We start from the raw sequence: 12,819 nt of genomic DNA, 5'->3' as shown, positions 1-12,819 counted from the left end.
AGGAGATAGTAATGGAATTGGTAATGAAAGACGCCAAGAGCGCTCTTGAAGTTTCCGAGACTACCTTCGGGCGCGAATTCAACGAAGCTCTGGTTCACCAGGTTGTCGTTGCATATGCCGCTGGTGCCCGTCAGGGTACTCGTGCGCAGCTGACTCGCTCTGAAGTGTCTGGTGGCGGCAAAAAGCCGTGGCGTCAGAAGGGTACTGGTCGTGCCCGTGCTGGCTCCATCCGTTCGCCCATCTGGCGTTCCGGTGGTGTGACCTTTGCTGCTAAGCCGCAAGATCACAGCCAGAAAGTAAACAAGAAGATGTACCGCGGCGCTATCCGTAGCATCCTGTCCGAGCTGGTACGTCAAGAGCGCCTGATCGTTGTTGAGAAGTTCGGCATCGAAGCGCCGAAGACCAAAGAACTGATCGCCAAGCTGAAAGAAATGGAACTGACTGACGTTCTGATCGTGACTGCTGAAGTCGATGAGAACCTGTTCCTGGCTGCTCGTAACCTGTACAAAGTTGACGTGCGTGACGTTGCCGGTATCGACCCGGTCAGCCTGATCGCTTTCGACAAGGTTCTGATGACTGCTGACGCAGTTAAGCAAATCGAGGAGATGCTGGCATGATCCGTGAAGAGCGTCTGCTGAAAGTTCTGAAGGCTCCGCACATCTCTGAAAAGAGCACCATGGTCGCAGAAAAGCAGAACACTATCGTGTTCAAAGTTGCTGTTGATGCCACCAAGGCGGAAGTCAAAGCTGCAGTTGCGAAACTGTTCGAGGTCGAAGTTGAGACCGTCCGTACCCTGAACATGAAGGGTAAGACCAAGCGCGCAGGTGCACGCGTAGGCCGTCGTTCCGATTGGAAAAAGGCTTATGTGACCCTGAAAGCTGGTCAGGACATCGACTTCATGGGCGCAGCCGAGTAAGAGGAGTTCTGAAAAATGGCAATCGTTAAGTGCAAGCCTACTTCTCCGGGCCGCCGCCACGTCGTCAAGATCGTCAACCAAGAGCTGTACAAGGGCAAGCCCTTCGCCGCTCTGCTGGACAGCAAAAGCAAGTCCGGTGGCCGTAACAACAACGGTCGTATCACCACTCGTCATATCGGTGGTGGTCACAAGCAACACTACCGTCTGATCGACTTCAAGCGCGACAAAGACGGCATTCCGGCCAAAGTTGAGCGTCTGGAATACGATCCTAACCGTACCGCAAACATCGCCCTGGTGCTGTATGCAGACGGCGAGCGTCGTTACATCCTGGCTCCGAAAGGCCTGAAAGCTGGTGATGCAATCGCCTCTGGTGCTGATGCTGCCATCAAGGTAGGTAACACCCTGCCGATGCGCAACATCCCGGTCGGTTCTACCGTTCACGCCGTTGAGATGAAGCCTGGTAAAGGTGCCCAGCTGGCTCGTTCCGCTGGTACTTTCATCCAGATCCTGGCTCGTGAAGGTAACTATGTAACTCTGCGTCTGCGTTCCGGCGAAGTACGTAAAGTTCTGGCCGAGTGCCGCGCTACCATCGGTGAAGTGGGTAACTCCGAGCACATGCTGCGTCAACTGGGTAAAGCCGGTGCTAACCGCTGGCGTGGTATTCGTCCGACCGTTCGCGGTATGGCGATGAACCCGGTTGATCACCCGCACGGTGGTGGTGAGGGTCGTAACAAGGGCATGCAGCCTGTGTCCCCATGGGGCCAGAAGGCTAAGGGCTTCAAGACCCGTAAGAACAAGCGTACCGACAAGTACATCGTACGTCGTCGTAACAAGTAATTGTTAACATAGAGGAATCACCATGCCACGTTCTCTCAAGAAGGGTCCATTTATCGACCTGCACTTGCTGAAGAAGGTAGAGAAAGCGGTGGAAAGCGGGGATAAAAAGCCGGTTAAGACCTGGTCCCGTCGTTCAATGATCATCCCGAACATGATCGGTTTGACCATCGCTGTCCATAATGGTCGTCAGCACGTTCCGGTTTTCGTTACCGAAGAAATGATCGGTCACAAACTGGGTGAATTCGCACCGACTCGTACTTATCGCGGCCATGCTGCTGATAAGAAGGCTAAGAAGCGCTAAGGGATAAATGATGGAAGCTATCGCTAAACACCGTTATGCCCGTACTTCTGCCCAGAAAGCTCGTCTGGTAGCCGATCAAGTACGTGGTCTGTCCGTAGACAAGGCTCTGAACATCCTGACCTTCAGCCCGAAAAAGGCTGCTGTTCTGGTGAAGAAAGTGCTGGAATCTGCCATTGCCAACGCTGAGCACAACGAAGGTGCCGATATCGACACCCTGCGTGTTGCCACCATCATGGTAGACGAAGGTCCCTCCATGAAGCGCATCCGCCCGCGTGCCAAAGGTCGCGCGGATCGTATCCTCAAGCGTACCGCTCACATCACTGTAGTGGTATCCGACGCTAAGGCTGGGAGATAAGCAATGGGTCAGAAAGTACATCCTAATGGCATTCGCCTGGGTATTACCAAGCCTTGGAATTCTACCTGGTTCGCGAACACCAAAGACTTCGCTGACAACCTGTACAGCGATTTCCAAGTACGCCAGTTCCTGACCAAGGAGCTGAAAAACGCTTCCTTGTCCAAGATCACTATCGAGCGTCCGGCCAAGAGCATCCGTGTGACCATTCACACCGCTCGTCCGGGTGTCGTGATCGGCAAGAAAGGCGAAGACGTTGAAAAACTGCGCAAAGCTGTAGCCGCAATCGCTGGCGTGCCTGCTCAGATCAACATTTCCGAAGTCCGCAAGCCGGAGCTGGATGGCAAACTGGTTGCCGACAGCATCACTTCCCAGCTGGAGCGTCGCGTAATGTTCCGTCGTGCTATGAAGCGCGCCGTACAGAACGCCATGCGCCTGGGTGCCAAGGGCATCAAAGTGGAAGTTTCCGGTCGTCTGGGCGGCGCTGAAATCGCGCGTACCGAATGGTACCGTGAAGGTCGTGTGCCCCTGCACACCCTGCGCGCCGACATCGACTACGCAACTTCTGAAGCCCACACCACTTACGGTGTGATCGGCGTTAAAGTTTGGATCTTCAAGGGCGAAGTTCTGGGCGGTCTGGCTGCAGTCAATGCTGCCGCTGCTCAAGAGCAAGCTCCTGCGAAGCCCAAGCGTGACAACAAGCGCCGCGCTGCCAAGTAAGGAGATTCGGTAAATGTTGCAACCTAAGCGTACTAAATTCCGCAAGACCCACAAGGGTCGTAACCGCGGTCTGGCCAATGCCGGTAACGAAGTATCCTTCGGTACCTTTGGCCTGAAGGCGACATCTCGTGGTCAACTGACTGCTCGTCAAATCGAAGCAGCCCGTCGTGCCATGACCCGTCACGTTAAGCGTCAAGGCAAGATCTGGATCCGTGTGTTCCCGGACAAGCCCATCACCGAAAAGCCCCTCGAAGTTCGTATGGGTAAAGGTAAGGGTAACGTGGAATACTGGGTTTGCCCGATCCAGCCTGGCAAGGTTCTGTACGAGATGGATGGTGTACCTGAGGCTCTGGCGCGTGAAGCGTTTGCCCTGGCCGCAGCTAAGCTGTCTGTTCAGACCACTTTCGTAATTAAGACGGTGATGTGATGAAAGCCCAAGATCTGCGTCAAAAGAGCGTCGAAGAACTGAACCAGGAGCTGCTGGGTCTGCTGCGTGAGCAATTCAACATGCGCATGCAAGCTTCCACCGGCCAGCTGGCTCAGACTCACACTCTGAAACAAGTGCGTCGTGACGTCGCACGTATCAAGACTGTACTGACTGAGAAGGCAGGTGCGTAATGACTGACAAGATCCGTACTCTGCAAGGTCGTGTAATTAGCGACAAGATGGACAAGTCCATCACCGTCGCTATCGAGCGCAAGGTAAAGCACCCGATCTACGGTAAGATCATCAAGCGTACTACCAAGCTGCACGTGCATGACGAGAACAACGAGTGCAAGGCTGGCGATCTCGTGGAAATCCGCGAGTGCCGCCCGCTGTCCAAGACCAAGTCCTGGACCCTGGTTGCTGTCGTAGAAAAGGCCTAATTCGGTACTTTTTAGCCCAAACGGCCCCCCATCGGGGCCGTTTGTTTTTTAGGCTACCTTTTCAAAAATAGCTGTGTTATAGTTTCGCGCCTTTTGAAGGCAGCCAGATCCCATCAGGGATAAGAAGTAAACAAAGCGGAGCACTAAGATGATCCAGATGCAAAGTATGCTGGGTGTTGCCGACAACTCCGGCGCTCGCAGTGTAATGTGTATTAAGGTTCTGGGTGGTTCGCACCGCCGTTATGCCGGCATCGGCGACATCATCAAGGTTTCCATCAAGGAAGCCATTCCTCGCGGTAAAGTGAAGAAAGGTGATGTGTATAACGCGGTGGTCGTACGCACCCGTAAAGGCGTTCGTCGTCCGGACGGCTCTGTCATCCGTTTCGACAACAATGCGGCTGTGTTGCTTAACAACAACCAACAGCCAATCGGTACTCGTATTTTTGGCCCGGTGACCCGTGAACTCCGTAACGAGAAGTTCATGAAGATTGTGTCCCTGGCACCCGAAGTACTGTAAGGAGTCGAACGATGGCAGCTAAAATCCGTCGCGAAGACGAAGTAATTGTTCTTACCGGCAAAGACAAGGGCAAGCGTGGCAAAGTCACTCAAGTCCTGATTGCAAAAGGTAAGGTAATCGTGGAAGGCATCAACCAGGTGAAGAAACACCAAAAGCCGGTACCCGCACTGGGTCAGGCTGGCGGCATCGTCACCAAAGAAGCCCCCATCGATGTATCTAACGTCGCGCTGTTCAACTCTGCCACTGGCAAGGCTGACCGCGTTGGTTTCCGGATTGAAGACGGCAAGAAAGTCCGTTTCTTCAAATCCACCGGCGAACTTGTGAAGTAATTGGAGTTTAACGATGGCGAAACTGCATGATTACTACAAATCCGATGTAGTAAATGAACTGTCCAAGCAGTTCGGTTACAAGACTATCATGCAAGTCCCTCGGATCGAGAAAATCACCCTGAACATGGGTGTTGGTGAAGCGATCTCTGACAAGAAATTGCTGGAAAATGCTGCTGCCGATATGGCTGCCATTTCCGGTCAGAAGCCGCTGATCACCAAAGCACGCAAATCTGTTGCGGGCTTCAAGATTCGTGAAGGCTACCCGATAGGTTGTAAAGTAACCCTGCGTGGCGAGCGTATGTGGGAGTTCCTGGAACGGCTGATTTGCATCTCCGTACCGCGTATCCGTGACTTCCGTGGTCTGAACGCCAAGGCGTTCGATGGCCGTGGTAACTACTCCATGGGCGTGCGTGAGCAAATCATCTTCCCGGAAATCGACTATGACAAGGTCGATCGCGTCCGTGGTCTGGATATCACCATCACCACTTCCGCGAATACCGACGAAGAAGGCCGTGCTCTGCTGGCTGCCTTTAACTTCCCATTCCGCAAGTAAGGTTAGGGTTATGGCTAAAACATCCATGAAAGCACGTGAAGCAAAGCGTGCGAAGCTGGCAGCCAAGTTCGCGACCAAGCGTACCGAGCTGAAAGCTATCATCGTTGATATGAACGCTTCTGAAGAAGCGCGTTGGGATGCTGTCTTGCAACTGCAACAGCTGCCCCGTGATTCCAGTCCGTCCCGCCAGCGTAACCGTTGCAACATCACTGGTCGTCCGCACGGTTTCCTGCGGAAGTTTGGCCTCTCTCGCATCAAGGTGCGTGAGCATGCCATGAAGGGCGAAATTCCGGGCCTCAAAAAGGCCTCTTGGTAAGAATCTCGGGAGTTAGACTATGAGCATGCAAGATCCGATCGCGGATATGCTGACCCGCATCCGTAACGGTCAGGCGGCGAGCAAAGTTGCGGTTTCCATGCCTTCTTCCAAGCTGAAAGTGGCTATCGCCAAAGTGCTGAAAGAAGAAGGTTACATCGCTGGCTACAACGTAGCTGGTGACGTGAAACCGGAACTGGAAATCGAACTGAAGTATTTCCAGGGCAAGCCGGTTGTAGAACTGATCCAACGCGTGAGCCGTCCCGGCCTGCGTATTTACAAGCGCACTACTGATCTGCCGAAAGTCATGGGCGGTCTCGGTGTTGCTATCGTGTCCACGTCTAAAGGTGTGATGACCGACCGTGCTGCCCGCAAGGCAAGCATGGGTGGTGAGATCATCTGCTACGTCGCTTAATAGGAGGTCGGAAATGTCTCGCGTTGCTAAGGCACCCGTCACTATTCCTGCTGGCGTAGAGGTGACTCTGAACGGCCAAGAACTGTCCATCAAAGGTGGCAAGGGTTCCCTGGTTCGTTCCATCCACGCCGGTGTAGAAGTGACCAAAGAAGACAATGTACTGAAGTTCGCCCCGCGCGATGGCATCGCTGGTGCTGACGCTCAGGCCGGTACTGCCCGTGCATTGGTCAACAACATGGTAGTCGGTGTTACCCAAGGCTTCGAGCGCAAGCTGCAGCTGGTTGGTGTAGGTTACAAAGCCTCCATCAAGGGCAATGCTGTTGCGCTGGCACTGGGCTTCTCTCACCCGGTAGAGCATGCGCTGCCGGCTGGTGTCACCGCTGAATGTCCGTCCGCCACCGAGATCGTTCTGCGTGGTGTGGACAAGCAGCTGGTTGGCCAAGTCGCCGCCGATATCCGTGCTTACCGCGCTCCGGAGCCCTACAAGGGCAAGGGTGTACGCTATGCCAACGAGCAAGTGCGTACTAAAGAAGCTAAGAAGAAGTAAGGTAACACTATGGACAAGAAAGCAGCTCGTCTCCGTCGTGCTACTCGTGCTCGGAAAAAGATGCAGGAACTGGGAGCTACCCGTCTGGTTGTTCACCGTACCCCGCGTCATATCTATGCGCAGGTTATTGCAGCCAACGGTTCCGAAGTTCTGGCCTCTGCTTCCACAGTAGAGAAAGCCATCAGTGAAGCTCTGAAATACACCGGTAACGCAGATGCTGCTACCGCTGTAGGTAAGGCTATCGCTGAGCGTGCTATTGCCAAAGGCGTTCAGAACGTATCTTTCGATCGTTCCGGTTTCAAGTATCACGGTCGTGTAGCCGCTCTGGCTGCCGCTGCTCGTGACGCTGGTCTTCAGTTCTAAGCTAGGAGTCGAAGATGGCTAAAGTCGAATCTCAAGCCGGCGAACTGCAAGAAAAGCTCATTGCAGTAAACCGTGTTTCGAAAACTGTTAAAGGTGGTCGTATCATGTCCTTCACCGCGTTGACCGTGGTGGGTGATGGTAACGGCCGTGTAGGTTACGGTTACGGTAAGGCCCGTGAAGTTCCGGCCGCCATTCAAAAGGCGATGGAACAGGCTAAGCGTAACCTGAACAAGGTTGAGCTGAACAACGGCACCCTGCACCACCCGGTGCGTGGCGTTCACTCTGGTTCCACCGTGTTCATGAAGCCGGCCTCCCAAGGTACTGGTATCATTGCAGGCGGCGCCATGCGTGCCGTACTGGAAGTTGCTGGTATCCACAACGTGCTGGCCAAGACCTACGGTTCCACCAACCCAATCAACGTTGTTCGCGCAACTGTCGACGCTCTGGTTCACGGTCAATCACCGGAACAGATCGCGGCCAAGCGTGGTCTACGCGTTGAAGAAATTCTGGGGTAATGCGACATGGCTAACACTGTAAAAGTAACTCAAACTCGCAGCTCTATCGGCCGTCTGCCAAAGCACAAGGCGACTCTGCGTGGTCTGGGTCTGCGTCGCATTGGTCACACCGTTGAGCTGGAAGATACTCCCTGCGTACGCGGCATGATCAACCAGGTTTATTACATGGTTAAGGTGGAGGGCTAAGCATGCGTCTGAATACTCTGTCTCCGGCCGCTGGCTCCAAGCGCGTCAAGCACCGTCCGGGCCGTGGTATCGGTTCTGGTCTGGGCAAGACCGGTGGTCGTGGTGTTAAAGGTCAGACCTCTCGTTCCGGTGGCGGCAAGGTCCGCAACGGTTTCGAAGGCGGCCAGATGCCTTTGAAAATCCGTCTGCCGAAGTTCGGTTTCTTCTCTCGCAAATCTTTGGTTTCTGCCGAAGTGCGCCTGAACGAAATCGCCCTGGTAGAAGGTGATGTGGTCGACGTGAGCACTCTGAAGCAAGCCGGTGTTATTACCAAAAACATCGTGTTCGCTAAAGTTGTTCTGTCTGGCAACATTGACCGTGCTGTGACCGTTCGTGGTCTGTCCGTCACCAAGGGTGCACGTGCAGCCATCGAGGCCGCTGGCGGTAAAATCGAGGAATAATCAGTACAATGGCTAAGAAACCAGGATTGGATGTTAAAGCACAAGGTGGTCTGAGCGAACTGAAGAGCCGTCTGCTCTTCGTTCTCGGGGCAATTATCGTGTTCCGTGCAGGCTCTTATGTGCCGATCCCTGGTATTGACGCCGCCGTACTGGCCGAGTTGTTCCAACAACAGAAGGGCACCATCATTGAGATGTTCAACATGTTCAGTGGTGGTGCACTCTCGCGTGCTTCTATTCTTGCACTGGGGATCATGCCGTACATTTCGGCGTCGATTATTATCCAGCTGCTGACTGTGGTTCACCCTGCTCTTGCTGAACTCAAGAAAGAAGGTGAATCCGGCCGTCGCAAGATTAGCCAATATACCCGTTGGGGCACGCTGGTTTTGGGAACGTTCCAGGCCATTGGTATTGCAACAGGTCTGCCGAATATGATGCAAGGACTCGTGACTCATCCGGGTTTGGGCTTCTATTTCACAGCCGTTGTGAGTCTGGTCACCGGTACCATGTTCTTGATGTGGTTGGGTGAACAGATTACCGAGCGTGGGATTGGTAATGGTATCTCGTTGATTATCTTCACAGGTATCGTCGCCGGTCTGCCTCATGCCATTGGCGCTACGGCCGAACAGGCACGTCAAGGGGAATTGCACATCCTGCTGTTGTTGTTGCTGGGCTTGATTGTTTTCGCTGTGACTTACTTTGTGGTGTTCGTGGAGCGTGGTCAGCGTCGTATCGTCGTTAACTATGCCAAGCGTCAACAAGGCCGCCAGGTATTCGCTGCGCAAAGCACACACCTGCCGTTGAAAGTGAATATGGCCGGTGTGATTCCTGCGATTTTCGCATCCAGCATCATCCTCTTCCCGGGTACCATTACCTCCTGGTTTGGTCAGGGCGAGGGCAAGATCGCTGACATTCTGCAACAGGTCTCTATGGTCCTGCAGCCGGGTCAGCCCTTGTACGAGATGCTCTATGCAGCAGCCATTATCTTCTTCTGCTTCTTCTATACCGCGCTGGTGTTCAACCCCCGCGAGACAGCAGATAACCTGAAGAAGAGTGGAGCCTTTATCCCGGGGATCCGCCCGGGCGAGCAGACAGCACGTTACATCGATAAGGTTATGACTCGCCTGACATTGGCAGGTGCGCTCTATATTACCTTTATCTGTCTGGTACCCCAGTTCCTGATGACTGCCTGGAACGTACAGTTCTACTTCGGTGGCACCTCGCTGCTGATTATCGTGGTAGTTATCATGGACTTCATGGCTCAGGTTCAGACCCATATGATGTCTCATCAATATGGCGACGTCCTGAGGAAGGCCAACCTGAAGGGCTACGGCCGCTAAAGGTCGGCGTAGTTACGGAGTTAAGCAATGAAAGTTCGTGCTTCCGTTAAGGCAATCTGCCGTAACTGCAAAATCATCAAGCGTCACGGTGTGGTGCGTGTGATTTGCAGCGAGCCAAAGCATAAACAGCGCCAAGGCTAATTTTTTACGGTTAGTACTTGCAACAAATAGTTGTGCTGGCTAATATAGCCAGCCAACTTTTGTTGTGTATTGGTTGACCGCCACGTATCCGCTCACGGGCTTTGTGGTGGTCGTTATCTACTATATGTAGGAGTGAATAGTGGCCCGTATCGCTGGCATTAACATTCCTGACCATAAACATGCAGTCATTGCGTTGACTGCTATTTATGGCGTCGGTCGTACCCGCTCCAAGGCCATCTGTGCCGCAGCCGGTATCGCTGAGAATGTGAAAATTAAAGACCTGGACGAAGCTCAGATCGAGAGTCTGCGTGAACAAGTAGGTAAATTCACCGTCGAAGGTGACCTGCGTCGTCAGATTTCCATGAACATCAAGCGATTGATGGATCTGGGTTGCTACCGTGGTTTGCGTCACCGTCGTAGCCTGCCTGTTCGTGGTCAACGTACCAAGACCAACGCTCGTACCCGTAAGGGTCCGCGCAAGGCTATCAAGAAGTAACGGGAAGGTAGAAAATGGCTAAAACTCCGACTCGTGCTCGCAAGCGCGTTAAAAAGCAAGTGAGCGACGGTATTGCGCACGTTCATGCATCTTTCAACAACACAATCGTGACCATTACTGACCGTCAGGGCAATGCTCTGTCTTGGGCTACCTCTGGTGGTTCCGGTTTCCGTGGTTCCCGTAAGTCCACTCCGTTTGCTGCCCAGGTAGCTGCTGAGCGTGCTGGTGAGATCGCCAAAGAATACGGCGTGAAGAACCTGGAAGTCATGGTCAAAGGTCCGGGTCCCGGTCGTGAGTCTTCCATCCGCGCTCTGAACGCGGCTGGTTTCCGCATCACTAACATTACTGATGTGACTCCGATCCCGCACAACGGTTGTCGTCCTCCCAAGAAGCGCCGCGTGTAACGCTGTAGCTACTTGGTCTAGGATTGTTGGAGAAAGAAGATGGCAAGATATATCGGTCCTAAGCTTAAGCTTAGCCGTCGTGAGGGCACCGACCTCTTCCTGAAGTCTGGTGTTCGTGCGATTGATTCTAAGTGCAAGATTGACACCGTTCCTGGTCAACACGGTGCGCGTAAAGCGCGTCTGTCCGACTACGGTGTGCAACTGCGCGAGAAACAAAAAGTACGTCGTATCTACGGCGTATTGGAAAAACAGTTCCGCAACTACTACCGCGACGCTGCCCGTCAAAAGGGTAACACCGGTGAAAACCTGTTGCAGCTGCTGGAAGGTCGTCTGGACAACGTCGTCTACCGCATGGGCTTCGGCGCCACTCGTGCTGAATCTCGTCAGCTGGTGAGCCACAAAGCCATCATGGTAAACGGCCGCGTTGTGAATGTTCCTTCTTTCCAGGTATCCCCTGAGGACGTGATCTGCGTTCGCGAGAAGGCTAAGAAGCAAGCGCGTATCAAAGCTTCCCTGGAAGTTGCTGGTCAGCGCGAGAAGCCGACTTGGGTAGAGGTTGACGCTGCTAAGATGGAAGGTGCCTTCAAGCGCCTGCCGGAGCGTTCCGACCTGTCTGCCGACATTAACGAACAGCTGATCGTCGAGCTTTACTCCAAGTAAAGCTAGCTTCTAAAGAGAGGACACAATGCTGGGTTCTGTAACAGATTTTCTTAAACCGCGGCTAGTTGACATCGAGCAAGTTAGCCCGACTCACGCGAAAGTGACTCTCGAGCCGCTTGAGCGTGGCTTTGGCCACACGCTGGGCAATGCCCTGCGTCGTATTTTGCTGTCATCTATGCCCGGTTGTGCGGTTACTGAAGTCGAGATCGACGGAGTACTGCACGAGTACAGCAGCAAAGAAGGTGTACAGGAAGACATTCTTGAAATCCTGCTCAACCTGAAAGGTATCGCTGTGAAGCTGGAAGGCAAGGACGAGGTAACTCTGTCCCTGACCAAGTCTGGAACAGGCCCCGTTACCGCTGGTGATATCACTCACGGTGATGAAGTCGAGATCGTAAACCCGGAGCACGTAATCTGCCACCTGACTGGTGCAAATGCTGAGATCAGCATGCGCCTGAAAGTTCAGCGCGGTCGTGGTTATGTGCCTGCTTCTGCTCGTGTTCACAACGATGATGAAGAGCGTCCTATCGGTCGCCTGCTGCTGGACTCCGCGTTCAGCCCCATCGTTCGCATCGCCTACAATGTCGAGGCGGCACGTGTGGAACAGCGCACCGACTTGGACAAGCTGGTTATCGACATGGAGACCAATGGTACTCTGGATCCGGAAGAAGCCATCCGTCGTTCCGCCACTATTCTGGCAGAGCAACTGGAAGCTTTCGTGGATCTGCGCGATGTCAGCGTGCCCGAGAAGAAAGAAGAGAAACCCGAGTTTGATCCGATTCTGCTGCGTCCTGTCGATGATTTGGAGCTGACAGTTCGTTCAGCGAACTGTCTGAAGGCAGAAGCTATCCACTATATTGGTGATCTGGTACAGCGTACCGAAGTTGAGTTGCTTAAGACTCCTAACCTCGGTAAGAAGTCCCTGACTGAGATCAAGGACGTGTTGGCCTCCCGTGGTCTGTCTCTTGGCATGCGCCTTGAGAACTGGCCGCCCGCCAGCATCGCTGACGAGTAATCCAGATTACGGGTTTCACAGATTTAGTTAGAAGGATAAGGTCATGCGCCATCGTTTGAGTGGTCGTCAACTGAACCGGAACAGCAGCCATCGTCAGGCTATGTTCCGCAACATGGCCAGCTCCCTGGTTCGTCATGAGATCATCAAGACGACTCTGCCTAAGGCAAAAGAGCTGCGTCGTGTAGTTGAACCGCTGATCACCCTTGCCAAGACTGATAGCGTTGCTAATCGTCGCCTGGCATTTGCCCGTACTCGCGATAACGCGATCGTGGCTAAGCTGTTCAATGAACTGGGCCCGCGCTACCTGGAGCGCGCCGGCGGTTATACTCGCATTCTGAAATGCGGTTTCCGTGCTGGTGACAACGCTCCTATGGCTTACATTGAGCTGGTAGACCGCCCGGCCGCTGCTGAAGCAGCTGCTGAGTGATAAAAGAAAAAGCCGGGCTTGTCCCGGCTTTTCTTTTGGTGGATTCTGATACTGCCTCTACTGCCTCTACTGCCTCTACTGCCTCTACTGCCTCTACTGCCTCTACTGCCTCTACTGCCTCTACTGCCTCTACTGCCTCTACTGCCTCTACTGCCTCTACTGCCTCTAC

26 protein-coding genes are annotated in these 12,819 nt (G+C 53.6%); all 26 read left to right on the top strand.

Annotation, left to right across the window (positions count from 1 at the left end):
• Positions 1-11: 11 nt before the first annotated feature.
• The 26 genes from rplD to rplQ all read left to right on the top strand — a co-directional run bounded on the left by rplD (position 12) and on the right by rplQ (position 12,650).
• Entirely contained in the window at positions 12-617 is a 606-nt protein-coding gene (rplD, locus tag PG883_RS11105) for a 50S ribosomal protein L4 (protein WP_005340616.1), read from the top strand.
• On the top strand, positions 614-916 hold the full coding sequence (gene rplW, locus PG883_RS11100) for a 50S ribosomal protein L23 (RefSeq protein WP_005307955.1): 303 nt from the start codon (positions 614-616) through the stop codon (positions 914-916). Before rplD ends, rplW begins: the two co-directional genes overlap by 4 nt.
• A gap of 15 nt (positions 917-931) precedes the next feature.
• Positions 932-1,753, top strand: a complete 822-nt coding sequence (rplB, locus tag PG883_RS11095) for a 50S ribosomal protein L2 (RefSeq protein ID WP_010672560.1) — start codon at positions 932-934, stop codon at positions 1,751-1,753.
• Positions 1,754-1,775: 22 nt separating this feature from the next.
• Positions 1,776-2,054 (top strand): 30S ribosomal protein S19, encoded by a 279-nt coding sequence (gene rpsS / locus PG883_RS11090; protein ID WP_005307960.1) that lies wholly within the window; start codon positions 1,776-1,778, stop codon positions 2,052-2,054.
• Positions 2,055-2,064: 10 nt separating this feature from the next.
• The gene (rplV, locus tag PG883_RS11085; protein WP_010672561.1) at positions 2,065-2,409 is read left to right on the top strand and encodes a 50S ribosomal protein L22; all 345 of its coding nucleotides are present in this window, start codon (positions 2,065-2,067) and stop codon (positions 2,407-2,409) included.
• A 3-nt stretch (positions 2,410-2,412) separates the two neighbouring features.
• Positions 2,413-3,126 carry a 30S ribosomal protein S3 gene (gene rpsC, locus PG883_RS11080; RefSeq protein ID WP_005331168.1) on the top strand — a complete coding sequence of 238 codons (714 nt, stop codon included), beginning with the start codon at positions 2,413-2,415 and terminating at the stop codon, positions 3,124-3,126.
• Positions 3,127-3,139: 13 nt separating this feature from the next.
• On the top strand, positions 3,140-3,553 hold the full coding sequence (gene rplP, locus PG883_RS11075; protein ID WP_010672562.1) for a 50S ribosomal protein L16: 414 nt from the start codon (positions 3,140-3,142) through the stop codon (positions 3,551-3,553).
• Positions 3,553-3,744 carry a 50S ribosomal protein L29 gene (gene rpmC, locus PG883_RS11070; protein WP_005307965.1) on the top strand — a complete coding sequence of 64 codons (192 nt, stop codon included), beginning with the start codon at positions 3,553-3,555 and terminating at the stop codon, positions 3,742-3,744. The genes rplP and rpmC overlap by 1 nt, the downstream gene beginning before the upstream one ends.
• A complete protein-coding gene (rpsQ, locus tag PG883_RS11065) occupies positions 3,744-3,992 on the top strand; it encodes a 30S ribosomal protein S17 (protein WP_005307966.1) in 249 nt (82 codons plus the stop codon). Before rpmC ends, rpsQ begins: the two co-directional genes overlap by 1 nt.
• Positions 3,993-4,140: 148 nt before the next feature.
• Positions 4,141-4,509: a 50S ribosomal protein L14 gene (gene rplN, locus PG883_RS11060; RefSeq protein ID WP_005307975.1), complete on the top strand. Its 369-nt coding sequence runs from the start codon at positions 4,141-4,143 to the stop codon at positions 4,507-4,509.
• An 11-nt stretch (positions 4,510-4,520) separates the two neighbouring features.
• Positions 4,521-4,838 carry a 50S ribosomal protein L24 gene (rplX, locus tag PG883_RS11055; protein WP_005307977.1) on the top strand — a complete coding sequence of 106 codons (318 nt, stop codon included), beginning with the start codon at positions 4,521-4,523 and terminating at the stop codon, positions 4,836-4,838.
• A gap of 13 nt (positions 4,839-4,851) precedes the next feature.
• Positions 4,852-5,391, top strand: coding sequence for a 50S ribosomal protein L5 (rplE, locus tag PG883_RS11050; RefSeq protein ID WP_005331162.1), 540 nt, complete (start codon positions 4,852-4,854; stop codon positions 5,389-5,391).
• A 10-nt stretch (positions 5,392-5,401) separates the two neighbouring features.
• Positions 5,402-5,707 carry a 30S ribosomal protein S14 gene (gene rpsN, locus PG883_RS11045; RefSeq protein WP_005331161.1) on the top strand — a complete coding sequence of 102 codons (306 nt, stop codon included), beginning with the start codon at positions 5,402-5,404 and terminating at the stop codon, positions 5,705-5,707.
• A gap of 19 nt (positions 5,708-5,726) precedes the next feature.
• Complete coding sequence (rpsH, locus tag PG883_RS11040; protein ID WP_010672564.1) at positions 5,727-6,119, top strand: 30S ribosomal protein S8; 393 nt, start codon at positions 5,727-5,729, stop codon at positions 6,117-6,119.
• 13 nt (positions 6,120-6,132) lie between these two features.
• Positions 6,133-6,666: a 50S ribosomal protein L6 gene (rplF, locus tag PG883_RS11035; protein ID WP_010672565.1), complete on the top strand. Its 534-nt coding sequence runs from the start codon at positions 6,133-6,135 to the stop codon at positions 6,664-6,666.
• Positions 6,667-6,675: 9 nt separating this feature from the next.
• Complete coding sequence (gene rplR, locus PG883_RS11030) at positions 6,676-7,029, top strand: 50S ribosomal protein L18 (RefSeq protein ID WP_010672566.1); 354 nt, start codon at positions 6,676-6,678, stop codon at positions 7,027-7,029.
• 14 nt (positions 7,030-7,043) lie between these two features.
• Positions 7,044-7,544, top strand: a complete 501-nt coding sequence (gene rpsE / locus PG883_RS11025; protein WP_005340605.1) for a 30S ribosomal protein S5 — start codon at positions 7,044-7,046, stop codon at positions 7,542-7,544.
• Between the two features lie 6 nt (positions 7,545-7,550).
• Entirely contained in the window at positions 7,551-7,730 is a 180-nt protein-coding gene (gene rpmD / locus PG883_RS11020; RefSeq protein WP_005307985.1) for a 50S ribosomal protein L30, read from the top strand.
• A gap of 2 nt (positions 7,731-7,732) precedes the next feature.
• Positions 7,733-8,170, top strand: coding sequence for a 50S ribosomal protein L15 (gene rplO, locus PG883_RS11015; protein ID WP_005307987.1), 438 nt, complete (start codon positions 7,733-7,735; stop codon positions 8,168-8,170).
• An 8-nt stretch (positions 8,171-8,178) separates the two neighbouring features.
• On the top strand, positions 8,179-9,507 hold the full coding sequence (gene secY, locus PG883_RS11010; RefSeq protein WP_010672567.1) for a preprotein translocase subunit SecY: 1,329 nt from the start codon (positions 8,179-8,181) through the stop codon (positions 9,505-9,507).
• A gap of 27 nt (positions 9,508-9,534) precedes the next feature.
• Positions 9,535-9,648, top strand: a complete 114-nt coding sequence (gene rpmJ, locus PG883_RS11005) for a 50S ribosomal protein L36 (RefSeq protein WP_005319705.1) — start codon at positions 9,535-9,537, stop codon at positions 9,646-9,648.
• Between the two features lie 139 nt (positions 9,649-9,787).
• Complete coding sequence (rpsM, locus tag PG883_RS11000; protein WP_005307991.1) at positions 9,788-10,144, top strand: 30S ribosomal protein S13; 357 nt, start codon at positions 9,788-9,790, stop codon at positions 10,142-10,144.
• Positions 10,145-10,158: 14 nt separating this feature from the next.
• Positions 10,159-10,548 carry a 30S ribosomal protein S11 gene (rpsK, locus tag PG883_RS10995; RefSeq protein WP_005319702.1) on the top strand — a complete coding sequence of 130 codons (390 nt, stop codon included), beginning with the start codon at positions 10,159-10,161 and terminating at the stop codon, positions 10,546-10,548.
• 39 nt (positions 10,549-10,587) lie between these two features.
• Complete coding sequence (gene rpsD, locus PG883_RS10990; protein ID WP_010672568.1) at positions 10,588-11,208, top strand: 30S ribosomal protein S4; 621 nt, start codon at positions 10,588-10,590, stop codon at positions 11,206-11,208.
• 25 nt (positions 11,209-11,233) lie between these two features.
• Entirely contained in the window at positions 11,234-12,223 is a 990-nt protein-coding gene (locus tag PG883_RS10985) for a DNA-directed RNA polymerase subunit alpha (RefSeq protein ID WP_005307997.1), read from the top strand.
• A 43-nt stretch (positions 12,224-12,266) separates the two neighbouring features.
• Positions 12,267-12,650, top strand: coding sequence for a 50S ribosomal protein L17 (gene rplQ / locus PG883_RS10980; RefSeq protein WP_005307999.1), 384 nt, complete (start codon positions 12,267-12,269; stop codon positions 12,648-12,650).
• Positions 12,651-12,819 lie beyond the last annotated feature (169 nt).

The sequence above is a fragment of the Aeromonas sp. QDB25 genome (assembly GCF_027707725.1).
GTDB lineage: Bacteria > Pseudomonadota > Gammaproteobacteria > Enterobacterales > Aeromonadaceae > Aeromonas > Aeromonas caviae.
The sequence above is the reverse complement of the archived record's forward strand: the minus strand, read 5'-3'. Positions and strand labels throughout refer to the sequence as shown.

Excerpts from the sequence above, each read along its gene's own strand:
- rplD (WP_005340616.1), top strand. The coding sequence starts at position 12 with ATGGAATTGGTAATGAAAGACGCCAAGAGCGCTCTTGAAGTTTCCGAG.
- rplW (WP_005307955.1), top strand. The coding sequence starts at position 614 with ATGATCCGTGAAGAGCGTCTGCTGAAAGTTCTGAAGGCTCCGCACATC.
- rplB (WP_010672560.1), top strand. The coding sequence starts at position 932 with ATGGCAATCGTTAAGTGCAAGCCTACTTCTCCGGGCCGCCGCCACGTC.
- rpsS (WP_005307960.1), top strand. The coding sequence starts at position 1,776 with ATGCCACGTTCTCTCAAGAAGGGTCCATTTATCGACCTGCACTTGCTG.
- rplV (WP_010672561.1), top strand. The coding sequence starts at position 2,065 with ATGGAAGCTATCGCTAAACACCGTTATGCCCGTACTTCTGCCCAGAAA.
- rpsC (WP_005331168.1), top strand. The coding sequence starts at position 2,413 with ATGGGTCAGAAAGTACATCCTAATGGCATTCGCCTGGGTATTACCAAG.
- rplP (WP_010672562.1), top strand. The coding sequence starts at position 3,140 with ATGTTGCAACCTAAGCGTACTAAATTCCGCAAGACCCACAAGGGTCGT.
- rpmC (WP_005307965.1), top strand. The coding sequence starts at position 3,553 with ATGAAAGCCCAAGATCTGCGTCAAAAGAGCGTCGAAGAACTGAACCAG.
- rpsQ (WP_005307966.1), top strand. The coding sequence starts at position 3,744 with ATGACTGACAAGATCCGTACTCTGCAAGGTCGTGTAATTAGCGACAAG.
- rplN (WP_005307975.1), top strand. The coding sequence starts at position 4,141 with ATGATCCAGATGCAAAGTATGCTGGGTGTTGCCGACAACTCCGGCGCT.
- rplX (WP_005307977.1), top strand. The coding sequence starts at position 4,521 with ATGGCAGCTAAAATCCGTCGCGAAGACGAAGTAATTGTTCTTACCGGC.
- rplE (WP_005331162.1), top strand. The coding sequence starts at position 4,852 with ATGGCGAAACTGCATGATTACTACAAATCCGATGTAGTAAATGAACTG.
- rpsN (WP_005331161.1), top strand. The coding sequence starts at position 5,402 with ATGGCTAAAACATCCATGAAAGCACGTGAAGCAAAGCGTGCGAAGCTG.
- rpsH (WP_010672564.1), top strand. The coding sequence starts at position 5,727 with ATGAGCATGCAAGATCCGATCGCGGATATGCTGACCCGCATCCGTAAC.
- rplF (WP_010672565.1), top strand. The coding sequence starts at position 6,133 with ATGTCTCGCGTTGCTAAGGCACCCGTCACTATTCCTGCTGGCGTAGAG.
- rplR (WP_010672566.1), top strand. The coding sequence starts at position 6,676 with ATGGACAAGAAAGCAGCTCGTCTCCGTCGTGCTACTCGTGCTCGGAAA.
- rpsE (WP_005340605.1), top strand. The coding sequence starts at position 7,044 with ATGGCTAAAGTCGAATCTCAAGCCGGCGAACTGCAAGAAAAGCTCATT.
- rpmD (WP_005307985.1), top strand. The coding sequence starts at position 7,551 with ATGGCTAACACTGTAAAAGTAACTCAAACTCGCAGCTCTATCGGCCGT.
- rplO (WP_005307987.1), top strand. The coding sequence starts at position 7,733 with ATGCGTCTGAATACTCTGTCTCCGGCCGCTGGCTCCAAGCGCGTCAAG.
- secY (WP_010672567.1), top strand. The coding sequence starts at position 8,179 with ATGGCTAAGAAACCAGGATTGGATGTTAAAGCACAAGGTGGTCTGAGC.
- rpmJ (WP_005319705.1), top strand. The coding sequence starts at position 9,535 with ATGAAAGTTCGTGCTTCCGTTAAGGCAATCTGCCGTAACTGCAAAATC.
- rpsK (WP_005319702.1), top strand. The coding sequence starts at position 10,159 with ATGGCTAAAACTCCGACTCGTGCTCGCAAGCGCGTTAAAAAGCAAGTG.
- rpsD (WP_010672568.1), top strand. The coding sequence starts at position 10,588 with ATGGCAAGATATATCGGTCCTAAGCTTAAGCTTAGCCGTCGTGAGGGC.
- PG883_RS10985 (WP_005307997.1), top strand. The coding sequence starts at position 11,234 with ATGCTGGGTTCTGTAACAGATTTTCTTAAACCGCGGCTAGTTGACATC.
- rplQ (WP_005307999.1), top strand. The coding sequence starts at position 12,267 with ATGCGCCATCGTTTGAGTGGTCGTCAACTGAACCGGAACAGCAGCCAT.